The organism is Modestobacter sp. SSW1-42 (assembly GCF_046635825.1).
GTDB lineage: Bacteria > Actinomycetota > Actinomycetes > Mycobacteriales > Geodermatophilaceae > Modestobacter.
Map to the genome: position 1 here is coordinate 138,402 of NZ_JBISCA010000005.1, position 19,803 is coordinate 158,204.

The 19,803-nt window shown below is 75.0% G+C and carries 16 protein-coding genes; 9 read left to right on the forward strand and 7 right to left on the reverse strand.

The genetic code is table 11. The features are described from left to right. Positions 1-165 precede the first annotated feature (165 nt). The 4 genes from ACGBYP_RS17985 (at position 166) to ACGBYP_RS18000 (ending at position 5,605) form a co-directional block, all read left to right on the forward strand. On the forward strand, positions 166-1,473 hold the full coding sequence (locus ACGBYP_RS17985; RefSeq protein WP_411586274.1) for an SGNH/GDSL hydrolase family protein: 1,308 nt from the start codon (positions 166-168) through the stop codon (positions 1,471-1,473). 438 nt (positions 1,474-1,911) lie between these two features. Then, entirely contained in the window at positions 1,912-2,136 is a 225-nt protein-coding gene (locus ACGBYP_RS17990) for a hypothetical protein (RefSeq protein ID WP_411586276.1), read from the forward strand. A 146-nt stretch (positions 2,137-2,282) separates the two neighbouring features. Then, positions 2,283-4,481, forward strand: coding sequence for a VanW family protein (locus ACGBYP_RS17995; RefSeq protein ID WP_411586277.1), 2,199 nt, complete (start codon positions 2,283-2,285; stop codon positions 4,479-4,481). 74 nt (positions 4,482-4,555) lie between these two features. Continuing rightward, positions 4,556-5,605, forward strand: a complete 1,050-nt coding sequence (locus ACGBYP_RS18000) for a YihY/virulence factor BrkB family protein (protein ID WP_411586278.1) — start codon at positions 4,556-4,558, stop codon at positions 5,603-5,605. Between the two features lie 69 nt (positions 5,606-5,674). On the opposite strand, the gene ACGBYP_RS18005 is transcribed toward ACGBYP_RS18000, so the two are convergent. After that, the gene (locus ACGBYP_RS18005; protein WP_411586281.1) at positions 5,675-5,902 is read right to left on the reverse strand and encodes a DUF3039 domain-containing protein; all 228 of its coding nucleotides are present in this window, start codon (positions 5,900-5,902) and stop codon (positions 5,675-5,677) included. Positions 5,903-6,012: 110 nt separating this feature from the next. Further along, a complete protein-coding gene (locus ACGBYP_RS18010; RefSeq protein WP_411586282.1) occupies positions 6,013-6,357 on the reverse strand; it encodes a DUF3099 domain-containing protein in 345 nt (114 codons plus the stop codon). Positions 6,358-6,536: 179 nt separating this feature from the next. Between ACGBYP_RS18010 and ACGBYP_RS18015 the strand changes: the two genes are divergently transcribed. Then, entirely contained in the window at positions 6,537-7,910 is a 1,374-nt protein-coding gene (locus ACGBYP_RS18015) for an RNB domain-containing ribonuclease (RefSeq protein ID WP_411586285.1), read from the forward strand. A 4-nt stretch (positions 7,911-7,914) separates the two neighbouring features. On the opposite strand, the gene ACGBYP_RS18020 is transcribed toward ACGBYP_RS18015, so the two are convergent. Together ACGBYP_RS18020 and ACGBYP_RS18025 are read right to left on the reverse strand one after the other, a co-directional pair. Beyond that, positions 7,915-8,523 carry an HhH-GPD-type base excision DNA repair protein gene (locus ACGBYP_RS18020; protein ID WP_411586287.1) on the reverse strand — a complete coding sequence of 203 codons (609 nt, stop codon included), beginning with the start codon at positions 8,521-8,523 and terminating at the stop codon, positions 7,915-7,917. Positions 8,524-8,878: 355 nt separating this feature from the next. After that, complete coding sequence (locus tag ACGBYP_RS18025; RefSeq protein ID WP_411586290.1) at positions 8,879-9,436, reverse strand: dihydrofolate reductase family protein; 558 nt, start codon at positions 9,434-9,436, stop codon at positions 8,879-8,881. A 93-nt stretch (positions 9,437-9,529) separates the two neighbouring features. On the opposite strand from ACGBYP_RS18025, the gene dtd reads away from it, so the two are divergent. Together dtd and sigB are read left to right on the forward strand one after the other, a co-directional pair. Beyond that, positions 9,530-9,961 carry a D-aminoacyl-tRNA deacylase gene (gene dtd, locus ACGBYP_RS18030; protein ID WP_411586291.1) on the forward strand — a complete coding sequence of 144 codons (432 nt, stop codon included), beginning with the start codon at positions 9,530-9,532 and terminating at the stop codon, positions 9,959-9,961. Between the two features lie 295 nt (positions 9,962-10,256). Beyond that, a complete protein-coding gene (gene sigB / locus ACGBYP_RS18035) occupies positions 10,257-11,240 on the forward strand; it encodes an RNA polymerase sigma factor SigB (RefSeq protein ID WP_411586293.1) in 984 nt (327 codons plus the stop codon). Positions 11,241-11,348: 108 nt separating this feature from the next. Here the strand turns inward: sigB and ACGBYP_RS18040 are convergent, their stop codons facing one another. Then, positions 11,349-14,039 carry a GNAT family N-acetyltransferase gene (locus ACGBYP_RS18040; protein ID WP_411586295.1) on the reverse strand — a complete coding sequence of 897 codons (2,691 nt, stop codon included), beginning with the start codon at positions 14,037-14,039 and terminating at the stop codon, positions 11,349-11,351. 70 nt (positions 14,040-14,109) lie between these two features. Next, on the reverse strand, positions 14,110-15,294 hold the full coding sequence (locus ACGBYP_RS18045; RefSeq protein ID WP_411586297.1) for an acetoin utilization protein AcuC: 1,185 nt from the start codon (positions 15,292-15,294) through the stop codon (positions 14,110-14,112). Positions 15,295-15,478: 184 nt separating this feature from the next. Between ACGBYP_RS18045 and ACGBYP_RS18050 the strand changes: the two genes are divergently transcribed. Then, complete coding sequence (locus ACGBYP_RS18050) at positions 15,479-16,195, forward strand: metal-dependent transcriptional regulator (RefSeq protein ID WP_411586299.1); 717 nt, start codon at positions 15,479-15,481, stop codon at positions 16,193-16,195. Positions 16,196-16,389: 194 nt separating this feature from the next. Continuing rightward, complete coding sequence (locus ACGBYP_RS18055; protein WP_411586301.1) at positions 16,390-18,459, forward strand: S9 family peptidase; 2,070 nt, start codon at positions 16,390-16,392, stop codon at positions 18,457-18,459. Positions 18,460-18,499: 40 nt separating this feature from the next. Here the strand turns inward: ACGBYP_RS18055 and ACGBYP_RS18060 are convergent, their stop codons facing one another. Continuing rightward, positions 18,500-19,633: a DUF4192 family protein gene (locus ACGBYP_RS18060; protein ID WP_411586303.1), complete on the reverse strand. Its 1,134-nt coding sequence runs from the start codon at positions 19,631-19,633 to the stop codon at positions 18,500-18,502. Positions 19,634-19,803 lie beyond the last annotated feature (170 nt).

Below are 19,803 nucleotides of genomic sequence, written 5' to 3' on the forward strand. Positions count from 1 at the left end.
TCGCCCCCCGGGCCACGCGAAGGGGCCGCACGACGGCCGGTGCCCCTGCGGGGGCGCCGGCCGTCGTCGTTCCCGGAACATTCCGACGCGCGGATCTGTGAGCCCGCTGAGACGATGCCGGGCACGCGGTGTGCAGTGGCGCACATCGGTCCGCATGGAGGCGACATGGCCGTTCCGTCCCGATTCCGCCGACTCAGGGCCGCGGCCCTGGGCAGCGCCCTGCTGGTGGCGCTCCCCCTGACGGCGGTCACCGCCGCCCAGGCCACCGGCACCCCACCGACCGGCTCGCCCGCCGCTGCCGCCTGGGTCAACGGCTGGCAGGGCAGCCCGACCGCCGGCGGGACGTTCGACCCGGCCGGCTGCCCGGCCGACACCGGCCTGCAGAACCAGACGGTGCGCAACATCGTCCCGGTCAGCACCACCGGCTCCACGGTGCGCGTGCGGATCTCCAACGCCTTCGGCGAGGCCCCGCTGCGGGTGGGGGCGGCCTCCGTCGCCGTCGCCGGCACCGGCGCGGCGGTGGCCCCGGGCACGCTGCGCCCGGTGCTGTTCTCCGGCAAGCCGAACGTGCTCATCGCCCAGGGCGGCGAGGCGCTCAGCGACCCGGTGCGGCTCGACGTCCGCGCGCTCCAGCGGCTGAGCGTCAGCGTCTTCCTCCCCGAGGCCACCGGGCCGGCCACCCAGCACAACAACTCCCGGTCGACCAACTACCTGGGCAGCTCCAACCGCACCGGCGACGCCAACGCCCAGCCGTTCAGCCGGCCGATCTCCTGCTGGCTGTTCGCCTCCGGCGTCGACGTCCAGCCCGAGCCCTCCGTCGTCGGCACGGTGGTGGCCCTCGGTGACTCGATCACCGACGGCGACCAGTCGACCATCGACGCCGACCAGCGCTACCCCGACTGGCTCGCCCGCCGGTTCGCGGCCCTGCCGGGCTCGAAGCTCGCCGTGTCCAACGCCGGCATCGGCGGCAACGAGCTGCTGTTCAACCGGGTGCCCGAGCTGTTCGGCGTCTCGGCGCCGGCGCGCTTCCCCCGCGACGTGCTCACCCAGGCCGGGGTGCGGGCGATCATCCTCACCGAGGGCATCAACGACATCGGTGCCGAGAACGCCCGCGCCGCCGACGTCATCGAGGTCTACCGGCAGCTGATCACCCAGGCGCACGCCGCGGGCCTGCCGATCTACGGCGGGACGCTGGTGCCGTTCGGCGGCTCCAACGCGGTCTACGGCGGCGGCTACGGGACGCCGGCGGCCGACGCGCAGCGCCGGGCGGTCAACGACTGGATCCGGGGCAGCGGCGCCTTCGACGGGGTCATCGACTTCGACGCCGCGCTGCGCGACCCGGCCGACACCAGCCGGCTGCTCCCGGTCTACGACAGCGGCGACCACCTGCACCCCAGCGACGCCGGCTACCGCCGGATGGCCGAGACCGTCGACCTGGACATGCTGCTGCGCGGGGCGCTGGCCACCCGCTGAGCACGGTGCACGACCGCGGCGGCCGGCGTCCCCCACCCGGGGAGGCGCCGGGCGCCGTCCGTCGTCCGGACCGGACGCTGCCCCCGTGCGCTGTCCAGCTCCCGGGGGAGGCGCCACTCCCATCGGGTGACGGGTCGGTGTACGGCGGCGCCCGCCGGGTAGACGGCGTAGCGTGGACCCCGTCAGAACAGCAGCGGACCCACAGCCGGCCTGAAGGCCGGTGACCAGCACGACCAGTACGTGCACCACCCGGACCCAGTTCCGAACCAGTGACGTCCCCTGCGAAGACCCGTTCCACCAGATGTCCAGATGATCACGACCGCATCACTTTCGGCGAGTCATGGTGATCGGGTGTCGGATCGGGAACACGAGGGGCCATCCTGGCGCTGTGCAGGAGGCCGATCCGCAGCCGCGGGTCCGTGCGGTAGAGAGCGAGTGATGAGCCAGATGACCCAGACGCTGACGACGACCCCGCCCACCGAAGAACTCGTCGTTCCCTTCCACTGCGACCGTTGCGGTGCTCTGGCCAAGGTGCGAGTGGTCCTCCCCTCCGGGAGCGACCTCGTCTTCTGTGGACACCACGCACGTGAGTACGAGGACAAGCTCCGCGACCTCGCGGCCGACATCATCGAGACCGACGGCGAGGCGCGCGTCTCCCACTGAGTGCGGGAACTATCGTCGCGCCAGCGATGAAACCCACACCCGACGAAGCCGCTGACGTCCCGCCCCCGCACTCCGGGGACGGGGGGTCGGCGGCTTCGTCGTTCCCGGGACCCGGTCCCGGGCAGCAGCGATCCGGAGAGCGACCGATGCCGCAGGACCCCTCCGACACCGTGCGCCTCCAGCCCGACGGCACGATCGGCGGCAACCGTCCCGGCCCGCCCGCCGTGCCCGGCGGGACCCCGGCCGAGCCGGACGCATCCCCGGTCACGGGCCACCCGGTGGACTCCGGCCGGACCGGCGCGGCTCCCGGTGACGACACCGCCCCGCACGACGAGACGCAGCACATCACCCCCGTCAGCGACGACACCCGCGTCGTCCCGCCGGTGCGCGACGCCGAGCCGCACGACGCCACCCAGCACCTCACCCCGGTCACCGACCGCACCCCGCCCCCGCCGCCCGTTCCCGAGGTCGGTCCCGGCGGGTCGCGGGAGGGCGCGGGCCGGCCCTGGTGGCGACGTCCGGCCGCGCTGGTGCCCGCCGCCGCCGTGCTCGGCCTGGTCGCGGTCTACGGCGTCGACCTGCTCGCCGCCGGCGACGACGTGCCGCGCGGCACCGTCGTCGCCGGGGTCGAGGTGGGCGGCCTGTCCCCCGCCGCCGCCGCGACCCGGCTGGAGAGCGACCTCGCCCCGCGGGTGGCCGCCGACCGCACCGTGCAGGCCGCCGACGTCACCGCCACGGTGCACCCGGCCAGCGCCGGCCTCGCCCTCGACGTCCCGGCGACGGTCGACGCCGTCGACGACCAGCCGCTGAACCCCTGGAGCCGGCTGACGTCGCTGTTCGGCGACCGCGCGGCCGACCCCGTCCTCACCTCCGACGAGGCCGCGCTCACCGCCCAGCTGGACCAGCTGGCCACCCAGGTCGACCGGCCCCCGGTCGAGTCCACGATCGAGATCGACGGGACGACGCCCCGGCTGGTCGAGCCCGCCGACGGGCGCACCCTGGACCGCGCCGGCGCCGCCCGGGCGCTCACCACGGCGCTCTCCTCCGACGCCGACCCGGCCACGCCCGTCGCGCTGCCGGTCGAGGTCACCGCCCCGCGCGTGGCACCGGCGGAGGCGCAGCGGGTGCTGGACTCCGTGGTCACGCCGGCGCTGGCCGCACCGGTGTCCGTCGACGGCTCCCCCGCGGGCGACCCCGTCGAGCTGCCGGCCGAGGCGATCGCCGCGTCGCTGACCTTCACCCCCGCCGACGACGGCACGCTCGCCGTCGCCGTCGACCCGGTCGCGCTGCAGACCGCGATGGGCGAGGGGCTCACCGCCTTCGGCTCCCCCGCCCAGGACGCCCGCTTCGAGGTGGCCGGCGACACCGTGTCCGTCGTCCCCTCGGTCGACGGCCAGGGCATCGACCCGGCCGACCTCGCCGCCCAGCTGCTGCCGGTCCTCGACGACCCGGCCCCGCGGTCGGTGACCGCCACGCTCGGCCCGGTGCCGGCCGCCTTCACCACCGAGGACGCGCAGGCGCTGGGGATCAAGGAGAAGGTCAGCGACTTCACCACCCGGTTCACCAACGCCGCGAGCGGCACCAACATCCGGGTGGTGGCCGAGGAGGTCGACGGCGCGCTCGTCCGGCCCGGGGAGACCTTCAGCCTCAACGAGTACACCGGCCCGCGCGGCACCGCCCAGGGCTACGTGCCGGCCGCGGTGATCAGCGGCGGCGAGCTGTCGCAGGCGGTGGGCGGTGGCATCAGCCAGTTCGCCACCACGATGTTCAACGCCGTCTTCTTCGCCGGCCTCGAGGACGTCTACCACAAGCCGCACAGCTTCTACATCAGCCGCTACCCCGCCGGCCGGGAGGCGACGGTCTACGAGGGCCAGATCGACCTGCAGTGGCGCAACGACACCGACACCGGCATCTACGTGCAGACCGAGTGGGTGCCCGGCGCGCTGACCGTGAGCTTCTGGGGCACGCGCAGGTACGAGATCGAGTCGGTGAGCAGCGAGCGCCGCAACCTCCGCGAGCCGGCCGTGCAGGACAAGGTCGACGACGGCAACTGCACCCCGCAGTCGGGGTCGACCGGCTTCGACATCACCGTCACCCGGGTCTTCAAGGACCCGGTGAGCGGCGCCGAGCTGCGCCGTGAGGACTTCGACACCCGGTACGCCGCCGAGGCCGTCATCCGCTGCGTCCCCCCGCCGGCTCCCGAGCCCGCCCCGCCGGCGCCCGGGCAGCCCGCCTCCGAGCAGCCCCCGGCCACCACGGGAGCACCGGCGCCGCCCACGCCGGCCGGTCGCCGTCCCGGGCACCGCACCGGCGCGGACGCCCGCGCGGCCCGGCGCGGGCGCTGAGGACGGCTCACCCGGAGGAGGCGCCGCCCGGGGAGGACGACGCCTCCCGGGACCCGGCCGTGCACACTGGGACCGTGGCCTCCGCCGTTCCGCGCAGCTCGACGGCGCCCGCCGTCCAGCCGGCGCCGGGGACCCCGGAGGCCGAGCAGCCCACCCCCGCGCCCCGGCGGCGGGGGCTGGACCGGCTGCCGGCCCCCGTGCGGGTGCCGTTCCAGGTCCTGGGCAGCAGCCTGGCGAAGGCCTGGCACGACCGCATCCTCGGCCTCTCGGCCGAGGCTGCGTTCTGGCAGGTGCTGTCGGTCCCCCCGCTGCTGATCGGGCTGCTGGGGTCGCTGGGCTACCTGGGCGGCTGGATCGGCGACGACACCGTCGCCCAGATCGAGGACCAGTTGGTCACCGCGTCGGCGGAGGCGCTGACGCCCGGCGTGGTCGACACCCTGGTGCGGCCGACGCTGGAGGACATCCTGGGCTCGGGCCGGCTGGACGTGGTCAGCCTGGGCTTCCTGCTGTCGCTGTGGGCCGGCTCATCGGCGACGGCGACGTTCCTGAACACCATCGTCATCGCCTACGACCAGCGGGACGTGCGCGGCCCGATCAGGACCCGGCTGATGGCGCTGTGGCTGTTCATCGTGGGCCTGGTGCTCGCGGTGCTGACCCTGCCGCTGCTGGTACTGGGCCGCACGACGCTGGTGGGGCTGCTGCCGGCGGACTGGCAGGACACCGCGACGCTGCTGGTCAACGCCGTGTACTGGCCGCTGGTGGTGGTCGGGCTGATGCTGGCGATCACGAGCTTCTACCACGTGATCCTGCCGCGGCGGATCCCCTGGCACCGGCACCTGACCGGCGCGGTCTTCGCCGTCGCCTTCTTCATCGCGGCGGCGGTGGTGCTGCGCAGCTACGTGGCCGACATCCTCACCACGGCGCTGCCCTACGGCGCGCTGGCCGCCCCGATCGCGGCGCTGCTGTTCTGCTTCCTGCTGGGGATGTCGCTGATCCTCGGCGCCGAGCTCAACGCCACCATCGAGGCGCGCTGGCCCGCCGGACCGCGCCGGCACGACCGCCGCCGGCAGCGCCGGCGGGCGGCCCGCATCGAACTCGAGGCCCGCTCACTCGGCCTCCGGTGAACGACGACACCGTGCCCGCCGGCCCCCGTGCAGGGTCCCGGTCCGCGCCGGGCGTGGACCGGGTGGCCTTCACTTCTTGAGCTGGTTGTAGACCTCTTTGCAGGCCGGGCAGACGGGGCTGCCGGGCTTGGGCGACTTGGTCACCGGGAACACCTCGCCGCACAGCGCCTCGACCAGGTTCCCCATCACCGCGCTCTCGGCGATCTTGTTCTTCTTGACGTAGTGGAAGACCTCGTTGGCGTTGCCGGTGTCCGACTCGCGGACGTCGGGACGCTCGAGGACGTCGCTGCTGCTCACAGGCTCTCCCGGGATCGGGGTGCGCGACGGTCCCCGGCGGGGCACTGGCCCTCGCTGCACCGCCGTCCATGATGACAGGACGCGACCCGGCCCCGCCGCCCGCGCCGGGCTCACATGTCGATGACGCGGGCCTTGCTGCTGCCGGACTCGAGGATGCGGTCCGGCGCCGGCGGGCGGTACCGGTTGACGTCGAGCTTGCGCTTCGGCGGCCGGTCGTTGGCCATGACCACGGCGATCCACGGCAGGATCGTGCCGAGGACGGCGAAGACGGCCATGAGCCACAAGGAGTACTGCGCGGTCAGCGCGGCGACGACCAGGCTGGTGCCACGGATCGCCATGGTGATCGAGTAGCGACGCTTGCGAGCTGCGTGCTGGTCGGCCTGGCTCGGCTCGGCCTCGGTGATGAGCAGCGGCTCACTGCGGTCGTGTCGGCTGGTGAACTGGCTGGAGGCCACGGACGCCCTTCCTGGACCGGGCCGGGGGAAGGGCGGCGGTGGTCGGCTGCGTGGTTCGACCGGCCCCCGGAGCCCCCGGCTCCGCAGACCATCGTGCCACTCGATCGTGCACCATGCAGCTGTCCGGGTGGTCGATGCGGGTGCTGTGCCAGGGTGACCGCGTGGCTCGCGTGCTGAGGGTGTCCGGACCGCTCGACTTCGCCGCGGTGCGGGCGGAGGCCGGGGTCCCCGAGACGTTCCCGGCCGACGTGCTCGCCGAAGCCGACCGGGTGGCAGCTGCGCCACCGCTGCCCGGGCACGACGCGACCGACCTCCCGCTGATGACCATCGACCCGCCCGGCGCCCGCGACCTGGACCAGGCCGTGCACCTGGCGCGCACCGCCGGCGGCTACCGGGTGTCCTACGCGATCGCCGACGTCGGTGCGTTCGTGCCGCTGGCCGGCGCGGTCGACGCCGAGGCCCGCCGCCGTGGCCAGACCGTCTACAGCCCCGACGGACGGACGCCGCTGCACCCGCCGCAGCTGTCGGAGGGGGCCGCCAGCCTGCTGCCGGGCCAGCTCCGGCCGGCCGCGCTGTGGACGATCGACCTGGACGGCGACGGCGAGGTCACCGCGGTCGACCTGCGCCGGGCACGGGTCCGCAGCCGGGCCCAGCTGGACTACGCGTCGGTGGGCGCGCAGGTGCCCACCGGACTGGCGCTGCTGCCCGAGATCGGCCGGCTGCTGCAGGCCCGCGCCCACGACCGCGGCGCGATCGAGCTGGGCACGCCGTCCCAGGAGGTCGAGCCCGGGCCCGACGGCGGCTGGACGGTCGTCCTGCGCGGCCAGTCCGACGTCGAGGGCTGGAACGCGCAGATCTCGCTGCTCACCGGCCGGTGCGCGGCCCGGCTGATGCTCGACGGCGGGGTCGGGGTGCTGCGCACGCTGCCCCCGGCCGACCCGGGCGCCGTCGCCACGCTGCGGCAGCTGGCGGCCGGCCTCGACGTGGACTGGCCGGCCGGGGCCGGACCCGGTGAGGTCGTCGCGACGCTGGACCCCGCGCGGCCACGGCACGCGGCCTTCCTCGACGCCGCTGCCTCGCTGCTGCGCGGCGCCGCCTACACCGCCTTCGACGGGCCGCCGCCGACCGAACCCGGGCACGGCGGCGTCGGCGCCCCCTACGCCCACGTGACCGCACCGCTGCGCCGGCTGGTCGACCGGTTCGGCACCGAGGTGTGCCTGGCCCTGGCCGCCGGGGAGGAGCCGGCAGCCGGACTGCGGGCCGCGCTGCCGGAGCTGCCCGGGCTGATGGCGGCCTCCGACCGGCGCACGCACGCCGTCGAGCGGGCCGTCGTCGACCTGGTCGAGGCGACCGTGCTGGCCGGCCGGGTGGGCGAGGTGTTCGACGCCGTCGTGCTGGACGCGGACGGGAAGCGCTCGACCGTGGTGCTCGCCGACCTGGCCGTGCAGGCCCGCTGCGACGGCCGGCTGACCCCGGGCGAGCGGGTCCGGGTGCGGCTGACCACCGCGGACCCGGCCACCCGCACCGTGCGGTTCGCGCCGGCCGCGAGCTGACCGGTCAGCCTGCGGCGGTCCCTGCGGCCTTCGCGTCCTTCGCGTCCTTCGCCGCCTGCTTGGCGGCCTGCTTGGTGGCGCGCACCTCGGCCAGCGACTCCGGCCCGGTGACGTCGGCGACCGACCGGCGCGAGCCCTCCTCGCCGTAGGCCCCGGCCGCCGCCCGCCAGCCGGCCGGGGTGACGCCGTACTGCTTGCCGAGCAGGGCCAGCAGGATCCGGGCCTTCTGCGCGCCGAAGCCGGGCAGCTCCCCGAGCCGGCGCAGCAGCGTCGCACCGTCGGGCACGTCGGCCCAGACGGCCGCGGCACGGCCGTCGTACCGGTCGACCAGCAGACGGGCCAGGTCGCGGGTGCGGGCGGCCATCGAACCGGGGTAGCGGTGCAGCGCCGGCGGGCCCTGGAAGAGGCGCTGGAGCTCGTCGGGGTCGGCGTCGGCGAGCTGCGCGGCCGACAGGGTGTCCACGCCCAGCCGGTCGGCCAGCAGCCGCGGGGCGGCGAAGGCCCGCTCCATCGGGAACTGCTGGTCCAGCAGCATCCCGATCAGCAGGGCCAGCGGGTCGCGGCCGAGCAGCTCGTCGGCGGCGGCGTCCTGGGCGATGCGGAGGGTCGGCACGCCCGTGATCCTGCCGCACGGTGGCGCCGTCGGGTCCGTGCCTCCCGGGCACCGGGCCCGGTGGCGAGGGCGTCCGGGCGGGACCCCGGTGGCGGCCGACCCGTGTGACGATCGGCCCGTGGAACTGCTGTCGGTCTTCCGGGAGAGCTACCCGCCCGGCGCCACTCCGGACAGCCCGCACGCGCTCTCCGCCGTGGAGTTCAACGAGGCGTACCGGTACGTGGACTGGCTCCTGACCGTCCCGCTGCTGCTCATCGAGACGGTGGCGGTCATGGTGACGGTCCAGCGGTGTCCCGACGGGCCGGGCCAGGGGGCTCGGCCGAGCGGGTCGGCGAGACGCCGGCCGGGCGCCGGCTCAGCGGGTGCGGTAGCGCGCGTAACGCATCCCGCTGGCGAAGGACCGCTCCGCGACGAGCTCGAGCTCCAGGCGCACGCCGTCGGGGAAGAACCGCTTCCCGCCGCCGACCGCGGTCGGGGTGCTGAACAGGTGGTACTCGTCGACCAGGCCGGCGCGCACCGCCTGGGCGGCGAGGGTCGGGCCGTCGATGGTGAGGTCGTGGTCGCAGGCGGCCTTGAGGCGCCGGACGGTGTCGGCGTCGAAGCTGCGCTCGATCCTGGTCCGCTCGCTGGCGACCTGCTCCAGCGTCGTGGAGTACACGACCTTCTCCGCGGCCTGCCACTCCCGGGCGTACCGGACGACGAACGGCGGGGCGTCGGGCTCGGCGTCCGCGGTCTCCCAGAAGACCATCGTCTCGTACATCCGCCGGCCGTAGAGGTAGGTGCCGACGTCGCGGAAGGTGTCACCGACGAAGGCGTGCACCTCCTCGTCGTCGGCCGACCAGCCGAGGTCGCCCTCGGCCGCCTCCACGTAGCCGTCCAGCGAGGTGATCATCGAGTAGATGAGCCGGGCCATGGTGCCTCCTCCGGGCGCGCGTCGTCCGTCACGGTCTGGGACTCGCTCCGGGGCCGGGAGTCATCGGTGGGGCGGCCCCGGCAGGATGGGCCGGTGCGAGCGGTGGTGACCCGGGTCAGCGAGGCGTCGGTGACGGTCGACGGCGAGGTCGTCGGGGCGATCGGCGCCGGGCTGCTCGCCCTGGTCGGGGTCGGGCGGGACGACGACGCGGAGCGGGCGCGCGTGCTGGGCCGGAAGCTGCACGAGCTGCGGGTCTTCCCCACCGACGACGGCGCCCGGTCGGTCGGCGACCTGGCGCTGTCGGTGCTGGTGGTCAGCCAGTTCACCCTCTACGCCGACACCCGCAAGGGCCGCCGTCCGTCCTGGGCCGACGCCGCACCCGGCGAGGTGGCCGAGCCGCTGGTGGGCGAGGTGGTCGCCGAGCTGGTCCGGCGCGGCACGGCGGTGCAGACCGGCCGGTTCGGGGCGCGGATGTCGGTGGCCTCGGTCAACGAGGGGCCGATGACCCTGCAGCTGGAGGTCTGAGCGGCGCGTCCGGCACGGCATGTTCCGGACCCCGGCGCGCGGGGCATCACAGCGTTGTCGTTCGAACACCCGCAGTCGTCGAACGGGGTGCTCAGCGACACACCTGCGCGTTGGCTGTGAGTTGGACCCCGCCGGAACACCGACCCGTCCAGGTCCGTTGCACACGACGTACCACACGGACAGAACGGCTGGAGAGCCACCCGGTGAACCCGGGCCGAGCCTCCGACCTCCACCGGGGTGCACCGCACATCGACGACCGGTGCATCCGGACCCCGAAGCAAGGACGAAGACCATCGTGACCGTGCTGCAGTCCTCCCCCACCGACACCCTCGAGGTCCGCTCGCCGCGCCGTGCGCCCGACACCACCGGCCTGGTGTCGACGGACCTGGTGCGCGTGTACCTCAACACCATCGGCAAGACCGCGCTGCTGACCGCCGAGCAGGAGGTCGAGCTGGCCAAGCGGATCGAGGCCGGGCTGTACGCCGAGCGGCTGCTGGGCGAGAAGCAGCTCACCCCGGCCGTCAAGCGCGACTACGGGCTGCTGGCCGCCGACGGCAAGGCCGCCAAGGCGCACCTGCTGGAGGCCAACCTCCGGCTGGTGGTCTCGGTCGCCAAGCGCTACACCGGCCACGGCATGACGTTCCTGGACCTCATCCAGGAGGGCAACGTCGGCCTGATCCGCGCGGTCGAGAAGTTCGACTACACCAAGGGCTTCAAGTTCTCGACCTACGCGACGTGGTGGATCCGCCAGGCCATCACCCGCGCCATGGCCGACTCCGGCCGCACGATCCGGCTGCCCGTCCACCTGGCCGAGCAGGTCAACAAGGTCGTGCGCACCCGCCGCCGGATCCACCAGGAGCTGGAGCGCGAGCCCACCGCCGAGGAGCTCGGCCTGGAGTTGGACATGACCCCCGAGCGGATCACCGAGCTGCTCGAGTACTCCCGCGACCTGGTCTCCCTCGACCAGACCGTGGGCGCCGACGAGGAGTCCCGGCTCGGCGACTTCATCGAGGACGCCGACGCCGCGGTCGCCGAGGACGCGGTCGCCTTCCAGATGATGAAGGGCGACGTGCGCAACGTCCTGCAGACGCTGGAGGAGCGCGAGCGCGACGTCGTGATCATGCGCTTCGGCCTCGACGGCAACCAGCCGCGCACGCTGGAGCAGATCGGCAAGCAGTTCGGTCTGTCCCGCGAGCGTGTCCGTCAGATCGAGCGCGAGACGATGACCAAGCTGCGCGACCCGCAGCGCGCCGACGCCCTCCGGGACTACCTGGCCTGAGGTCGCTCATCGCGGTCCACCGGACCGCACCGTCCGGGAGCCCGGGCTCGTCCCCGGCCGGAGGACGACGACGAGAGCCCGCTGACCGTCCCGGTCAGCGGGCTCTCGTCACGTACCGGGGCGGAACATCCGGCGCGGGCCGGGGTCGACGCGGGCGGTGGGCGGGCCCACGCGCACCTGCGCGCCGGCCACGACCAGCGAGCGGCCGCCGTGCCAGGCGTCGGCCGGGCCGACGATCACCGGCTCCAGGTCCAGCGCCAGCACCTCGGGCATGTCGTCGGCCAGCCGGGCGACCCGCAGCAGCAGGTCCTCCAGCGCGGCGGTGTCGACCGGCGCGCTCCCCCGGTAGCCGTCCAGCAGCGGGAAGGCCCGGGGGCTGCGCACCAGCTCGGCGGCGTCGAGGTCGGTGAGCGGCAGCGTACGGAACGCCCGGTCGCCGAGCAGGTCGGTGGCCACCCCGCCGACGCCGAAGCTCACCAGCGCACCGAAGGACGGGTCGTCGACGACCTGCACGACGGTGCCCACCCCCGGTGCGGCCTGCTCCTGCACGATCACCGGGTCGCCGGAGGGGATGGCGGCGTAGGCGGCCCGCACGTCGTCGGCGTCGGTGAGGTCGAAGCGCATGCCGCCGAGGTCGCGCCGGTCGCGCAGCCACGGCGCGGTCGACTTGAGCACCACCGGGTAGCCGATCTCCTGGGCCGCGGTCACCGCCGCCTCGACGTCGGTGACCCGCCGGGTGCCCAGCATCGGCACGCCGTAGGCACCCAGCAGCTGCATCGTCTCGGTGTCGGTGAGCTCCCGGCCGGCCGGCGCACCGGCCAGCGCGGACTCGACCACCGCCCGCCCGGCCGCCTCTTGGACGTCGGGCAGCTCGGGCACCACCCCGACCGGACGGCGCCGCCAGCGGGCGTACTCGGCCACCTTGGCCAGCGCGATGACCGCCCGCTCCGGGGTGGAGAACGACGGCACCGAGCCGCGCGCGGGCATGCCGTCCTCACTGCGGATCGCCAGCTCGTCGGGGATGCCCTCGGTGGAGAGGAAGTTGGCGACCAGCGGCTTGGCCGAGCCCGCCGACACCTCCCGCAGCACCCGGCCGAAGGGCTGCTCACCGCTCAGCAGCGGGGGCAGGAACACCGCGACCACCGCGTCGACGCCGTCGTCGTCCAGGGCGGCCTGCAGGGCGGCGCGGAAGTCCTCGGGGCCGGCCTGCGTGCCGATGTCGACCGGGCGCTCGTGCGCCAGCGCCAGCCCCTGCTCGAGGACGGAGTCGGCGACCAGCACGCCCATCGCGGTGGAGTTGCCGACCACCGCGACCCGGTCGCCGGCGGGCAACGGCTGGTGCGCCAGCAGCGTGCCGACGTCGAAGAGCTGGGCGAGGGTCTCGACCCGGATCACCCCCGCGGAGGCGAACAGCGCGGCGACCGACTGCTCGGGGAGGGCGACGCTGGTGCCGGCCAGGCCCGCGGTCATGCCGACGTGCCGGCCGCTCTTGACCGCGACCACCGGCTTGGTGCGCCCCACCGCCCGGGCCAGCCGGGCGAACTTGCGTGGGTTGCCGAAGCTCTCCAGGTGCAGCAGCACCACCTCGGTGCCCGGGTCGGTGGCCCAGTACTGGAGCAGGTCGTTGCCGCTGACGTCGGCGCGGTTGCCGGCGGAGACGAAGCTGGACAGCCCGATCCCCCGCCCGCGGGCCCGCTCGAGCAGGGCCACCCCCAGCGCGCCGGACTGGGCGAAGAAGCCCACGCGCCCGCGGCCGGGGACGTCGGGGGCGAGGCTGGCGTTGAGGTGCACGGCCGGGTCGGTGTTGACCAGGCCCAGGCAGTTGGGTCCGACCACGCGCATGCCCGAGGCGCGGGCCGAGGCGACCAGCGCCCGCTCGGCGGCCAGCCCCTCCGCGCCGGTCTCGCCGAACCCGCCGGAGATCACCACCAGGCCGTGGACGTTCTTGCGCCGGCATGCCTCCACCACCGCGGCGACCTCGTCGGCCGGCACCGCGAGCACGGCCAGGTCGACGTCGTCGGGGATCGACTCGATGTCGGCGTACGCCGGGACGCCGCGCACGTGGCGCACCGCCGGGTTGACCGGGTAGATCGGGCCGTCGAAGCCGTACTCCAGCAGGTTGTGGAGCACCGCGTAGCCGATCTTGGCCGGGTCGTTGCTGGCTCCGACGACGGCCACCGAGCCGGGGGCCAGCAGCCGGCCGATGGACCGGGACTCGCTGCGCTGCTCCCGCTCGTAGGTCACGGCCAGCGACTGCTCGGTGGGCGCGATCGGGAAGGTGAGGTGCACGACGCCGTCCTCGTAGGACCGCGACGCGGCGTACCCGGCGTCCCGGAAGACCCGCACCATCGCGCCGTTCTGGCTGAGCACCTCGGCGACGAACCGGGTGATGCCGCGCTCACGGGCGGCGGCGGCCAGGTGCTCCAGCAGCACCGAGCCCAGGCCCCGGCGCTGGTGGGCGTCCTCGATGAGGAAGGCGACCTCGGCCTCGTCGGTGCCCGGCAGTCGGTCGTAACGACCCACGCCGATCAGGTGGTCGCCCAGCAGCACCACGAAGGCGACCCGGTCGACGTGGTCGACGTGGGTGAAGCGGTGCAGGTCCTTGGCCGACAGCTGCCGGACCGGCCCGAAGAAGCGGTAGTACCGGGTCTGGTCGGAGCTGCGCTCCATCAGCCCGACGATCCCGTCGGCGTCCTCGGGCGTGATCGGCCGCAGGTGCACCGTCCCCCCGTCGGCCGCCACCACGTCGGCCTCCCACCGCGGCGGCGCAGCAGGGGTGGCAGTCGCTTCGTCGTCCACAGGGCCTCCTGGCCCCTCAGCAGGGTCCCGCGGCGAGCCTGCGAGTCGTGGGGGGCTGAGGGGTCCTTCGTCAATCACGGGGGTCGTCCGGGTCCAGTCCGAAGTACGGGAAGGAGGCCTTGCGGGTGCGCATGACCGCCTGGTCGACGCGGTTCTCGGTGAACGGGTCCCAGCGGGCGAAGCCGGTGTACCCGCCCTCGGTCATGGTGTCGGGCGGGGTGATGCGCAGGCCCCGGCTGACGACGTCGTCCTGCCAGCTCTGCGGGACCTCCGTGCCCGGGGCGAGCCGGTCGCCGGCCGCCTCGGCGAGCAGGTGCGTCCAGGCCCGGGGCACGCAGCGCACCAGGCCGTAGCCGCCACCGCCGAGGGCGATCCACCGGCCGTCGCACAGCTCGTGGGCCAGGTCGTGCACGGCGCGGTAGGAGGCGCGCTGGCCGTCGACGGTGAGCGCCAGGTCGGCGAGCGGGTCCTCGTGGTGGGCGTCGCAGCCGCACTGGGTCACCAGGATCTGCGGCCGGAACGCGCGCACCACGCTGGGCACGACGGCGGAGAAGGCCCGCAGCCAGCCGGAGTCGTCGGTGCCGTTGGGCAGCGCCAGGTTGACCGCGCTGCCCAGCGCCTCGTCCGGGTCGCCGGTCTCCTCGGGGAAGCCGGTGCCCGGGAAGAGCGTCAGCGGCGTCTGGTGGACGCTCACGGTGAGCACCCGCGGGTCGTCGTAGAAGGCGGTCTGGACGCCGTCGCCGTGGTGCACGTCGAGGTCGACGTAGGCGATGCGCTCCCAGCCCTGGCCGAGCAGCCAGGCGATGGCGACCGCGGCGTCGTTGAACACGCAGAAGCCGGACGCCGCCCCGCGCATGGCGTGGTGCATCCCGCCGGCGATGTTGACCGCGTGCTGCGCCCGGCCCGAGGACACCAGCTCGGCGGCCAGCACGCTGCCGCCGGTGATGAGCGCGGCGGCGTCGTACATGCCGGGGAAGACCGGGTTGTCCGGCGGCCCGAGCCCGTGGCCGGCGTCGTGCGGGCGCTCGGGCGCGCGCCGCACGGCCTCCAGGTAGGCCGGGTCGTGGACCAGGGTGAGCAGGTCGGGGCCGGCCGCGGTCGGGGCGACCACCGACAGCCGCGGCCCGGCGAGCACGCCCAGGGTGTCGGCCAGCCGCATCGTGAGGTCCAGCCGCACCGGGTGCATCGGGTGCTCGCCGCCCCAGGTGTAGCCGAGCAGGGCGTCGTCCCAGACGACGGTGACCGAGTCGCTCATCGCTCCCCCGGTCCCGTCGTGGCGCCGGGCGGGACCGGCGCGGTGCTCCTCGTCGAGCAGGCGGGCTGCGTCACCGCACCGACGCTACCGGTGGGCGGACCACCCCGGGGTGCTCCGCCGTGGCGAGGACCCCGTTCGGCGGGCCCGGACTCGTAGACTCGGGGCACCTGACGGAGGAGTGAGTGTGAACGACCTCATCGACACCACGGAGATGTACCTCCGGACCATCTTCGAGCTCGAGGAAGAGGGCATCGTCCCGCTGCGGGCGCGGATCGCCGAGCGGCTGCACCAGAGCGGCCCGACCGTGAGCCAGACGGTGGCCCGGATGGAGCGCGACGGCCTGCTGACCGTGCAGGGCGACCGCCACCTGCAGCTGTCCGACGAGGGCCGTGCGCTGGCCACCGCGGTCATGCGCAAGCACCGGCTGGCCGAGTGCCTGCTCGTCGACGTGATCGGCCTCGACTACGCCGACGTGCACGAGGAGGCCTGCCGCTGGGAGCACGTGATGAGCGAGGCGGTGGAGCGCAAGCTGCTCAGCCTCCTCAACAACCCGACCGTGTCGCCCTTCGGCAACCCGATCCCCGGGCTCGACGCGCTGGGTGGCGACACCTCGGCCGTGCTCGACGCGCTGACCCTGCTCTCGAGCACCGCGACGCCCGAGGGCCGCACGGTCGTGGTGCGCCGGATCAGCGAGCAGCTGCAGGAGGACGCCGCCCTGCTGCGCTCGATGGCCGACCAGGGGGTGCGCCCCGGCTCGACCGTCACCGCGTCGCTGGCCAACGGCACCGTCCTGGTCGACGGCGTCGCCCTGCAGCCCGGCGTGGCGCAGCACGTCTTCGTCAGCGCGGTCGACGAGGAACTGACGCCGGCCGAGGCCGCGGAGGCGGTCGCGTCCGTCTGAGGGAGGACCCCCCACTCGCCAGCTCGTGGCGCCCTGCAGCCGGGCCACGACGAGAGCCGCGGCCCCCGTGCGGGCGCCGCGGCTCTCGTCGTCTCGGTGCAGGTCGCCTGGCGCCGAGATGGTGAGCCGGGCTCACGACCGGTCACTAGGCTGGCGCGCGACCCGTCCCGGACGTGCAGAGAGAGAAGGCCCCGGTGAGCGACTCCCCCGCTCGTCCCGAGCAGACCGACGACACCACCCCGCCCAGCCCGTTCCACCGGCTGGCCGACTTCGTCGCCCTCCCGCGGCTCGGCGGGCTCGCCCTCTCCCCTGACGGCAGCCGGCTGGTCACCTCGGTGGCCACCCTCGACGCCGAGGGCAAGAAGTGGCAGTCGGCGCTGTGGGAGGTCGACCCGGCCGGGCAGCGGCCCGCGCGCCGGCTCACCCGCGGCGCGGCCGGGGAGTCGAACCCGGTGTTCACCCCCTCCGGCGAGCTGCTGTTCACCTCCGCCCGCCCCGACCCGGCGGCCGGCAAGGACGCCGGCGAGCCCAAGCCCGCGCTCTGGGCGCTGTCGCCCGAGGGCGGTGAGGCACGGCTGGTGCTCAGCCGGTCCAGCGGCGTCTCGGGGGTGGCGGTGGCCGCCGACAGCGGCGACGTCGTGGTGGTCTCCTCCGTCGTGCCCGGTGCCGCCGACGCGGAGGCCGACGAGCAGCGCCGCAAGGCGCGCACGGACGCCGGGGTCACCGCCCTGCTGCACGAGAGCTACCCGGTGCGCTTCTGGGACCACGACCTGGGCCCGGCGTTCCCGCACCTCTTCTGGGTCGGTCACGTGCCGGGTGAGGCCGACCCGGCCCCGGAGTGGCGCGACCTGACCCCCGACGCCGGCGCGCCGACCGGCGCCGGGGACGACCTGGCGGTCTCCCCCGACGGCCGGTTCGTGGTGCGCAGCGAGGACGTGCCCGACGGGCCCGCCGGACGGCGCTCCCGGCTGGTGCTGACCCAGGTGGCGACCGGCACGACGCGGGTGCTGGTCGACGACCCGCAGGCCGACGTCTTCTCCCCCGCCTTCTCGCCGGACTCGACGCAGGTGGTCTGCGTGCACGAGTCGGCCTCGACCTACGCCGAGCCGCCGGACTACACGCTGCTGCTGGTCGACGTCGAGACGGCCGAGACCCGCGACCTCACCGTGGGGTTCGACCGCTGGCCCGGCTCGCCCCAGTTCTCCGCCGAGGGCACCGCGGTGTTCTTCCTCGCCGACGACGACGGCCGGCACGCCCTCCACCGGGTCGAGCTCGCCGGCGGGGCGCCGGTGCGGCTGACCGACGCCGGTGCTTACAGCGACCTGCAGGTCGCCCGCGACGGCAGCGCGCTCTACGCCCTGCGCTCGGGCTACGACCACCCGGCCGCGCCGGTGCGGCTGGACCCGCACGCGACGGGTCAGGACCCGGTCGCGCTGCCCAACCCCGGGACGATCACGTCGTTCCCCGGCACCCTGCGCGAGCTGGACGCCACCGCCGCCGACGGCACCCGGGTGCAGTCGTGGCTGGTGCTGCCCGAGGGCGCGAGCGAGAGCACCCCGGCGCCGCTGGTGCTGTGGGTGCACGGTGGCCCGTTGATGAGCTGGAACTCCTGGTCGTGGCGCTGGACGCCGTGGGTACTGGCCGCCCGGGGCTACGCGGTGCTGCTGCCCAACCCGGCGCTGTCGCAGGGCTTCGGGCAGGACTTCGTCCGGCGTGGCTGGGGCGAGTGGGGCGGGCACCCCTACACCGACCTGATGGCCGCGGTGGACGCGGCGGAGGCGCTGCCGGAGATCGACCAGACCCGCACCGCGGCGATGGGAGGCTCGTTCGGCGGCTACATGGCCAACTGGATCGCCACCCAGACCGACCGGTTCGCCGCGATCGTCACCCACGCCAGCCTGTGGCACCTGGACAGCTTCGGCGGCACCACCGACTCGGCGTACTACTGGGAGCGCGAGTTCGGCGACCCGCTCACCGAGCCGCGCCGCTACGACCAGAACTCCCCGCACCGCTACGCCGACGCGATCCGGACGCCGATGCTGGTCATCCACGGCGACAAGGACTACCGCGTGCCGATCGGTGAGGGCCTGCGGCTCTGGTACGACCTGCAGAAGCGCGGGGTGCCCTCGAAGTTCCTGTACTTCCCCGACGAGAACCACTGGGTCCTCACGCCGGGCAACGCCGCGGTCTGGTACGAGGCGGTGCTGGCGTTCCTCGCCGAGCACGTGCTCGGCGAGGAGTGGCAGCGACCCGACCTGCTCTGAGCCCGCCCCGGCCGGACCGCACCCCGGTCCGGCCGGGACCTCAGCGCCCGGCATCGAGCGGTCCGGCATCGAGTGGGTCGGCGTCGAGTGGGTCGGCGTCGAGTGGGTCGGCGTCGAGTGGGTCGGCGTCGAGTGGGTCGGCGTCGAGTGGGTCGGCGTCGAGTGGGTCGGCGACGCCACGGATGACCTCGCGCACCGCCTCCGGGGGCAGGCAGGCGTCGAGCGCACCGCGCAGCAACCCGGCCAGGGTGTAGCTGGGCTCGCTGCGCAGCGCCCGGTCCAGTGCGAGGTTGGCCAGCGCGCCGTCCCCCCGCAGCCAGGCGCTCACCGCCAGGAGGGTCGCCGGGGCGGCGTCCAGCGGCACCGGCGCGCGGCGGGTGAGCTCGGTCCACAGCGCCTGCGCCGCGGGCGCTGTGGACCCCAGCGCCAGGGTCAGCGCCCGGTCCCGCAGGTCGGTGTCCCGCAGCCCCCAGGCCAGCCGGGCCACCTGCCGGTCCGTCAGCCGCACAGCGCGCTCCGGCGACGCGCCGTCGACCGCGGCGAGCACCGCGTCCCAGCCCTCCTCGGCCACGGCGTCCCAGCCGCGCTCCGCCGTCCGGGCGGCCAGGTCGTCGCCGACCTGCTCGCAGGCCCGGGCCATGCCGGGGGACGGCTGCGGGGCGATCCGGCCGGCCAGCGCGGCCCGGTCGCTCTCCAGGACCCGGCCGGCGAGCACGGAGACCGCGGCCAGCTCGCTGGTGCCGCCCGGCAGCGGCGTCCCGGCGTCGGGCGCGCAGCAGGCGTGCGGGCAGTCGTAGGACCACCAGCGGCCACCGCGCACCAGCAGCGCGTCGCCGACCCGCACGCCGGTGGCGGTGAAGGCGAGCACCGCCTCGTGCAGCAGCCGCCGGTGCGGCAGCCCCTGCGCCCGGTCGTCGTCGGCCTCGGAGACGACCACCAGCAGGACGCCGGTGGGCTGCGCGGTGCCGACCGCGCGGGCCAGCTCGCGCGCCACGGTCCGGGAGTGCTCGGCGGGCGGGAGGTCGACCCGGGCGGTGAGCCCGACCTCACCGCCGCGGAGGCTGACCACGACCAGGGACTCCTCCGGCGGGAAGCCGAGCAGGTGCGGCAGCGCGGCGGCCACGGCCCCCGCGTCGTCGAGGCGGACGGTGGGCAGGGGTCCCGGGTCGCTCATGCACCCGACCCTGGGGCGCCACCGCGTCGCGGGAGACGGTCCGGACCGGTCTGTGGACGCCGCCGTCCGGTGTGGATGACGGCCGACGTCGGCCTCTCCTGTCGTGCTCCTGGTCGATGGACCTCCTGCGGTACGGAGCCGGACGGCGATCCGCCCGGGGCCAGGTGCAC

Bases quoted from the DNA above. Each gene is read 5' to 3' on its own strand.
- ACGBYP_RS18060 (WP_411586303.1), bottom strand. From the start codon at position 19,633: ATGAGCGACCCGGGACCCCTGCCCACCGTCCGCCTCGACGACGCGGGG.
- ACGBYP_RS17985 (WP_411586274.1), top strand. From the start codon at position 166: ATGGCCGTTCCGTCCCGATTCCGCCGACTCAGGGCCGCGGCCCTGGGC.
- ACGBYP_RS18025 (WP_411586290.1), bottom strand. From the start codon at position 9,436: ATGGCCCGGCTCATCTACTCGATGATCACCTCGCTGGACGGCTACGTG.
- ACGBYP_RS17990 (WP_411586276.1), top strand. From the start codon at position 1,912: ATGAGCCAGATGACCCAGACGCTGACGACGACCCCGCCCACCGAAGAA.
- ACGBYP_RS17995 (WP_411586277.1), top strand. From the start codon at position 2,283: ATGCCGCAGGACCCCTCCGACACCGTGCGCCTCCAGCCCGACGGCACG.
- ACGBYP_RS18045 (WP_411586297.1), bottom strand. From the start codon at position 15,294: ATGAGCGACTCGGTCACCGTCGTCTGGGACGACGCCCTGCTCGGCTAC.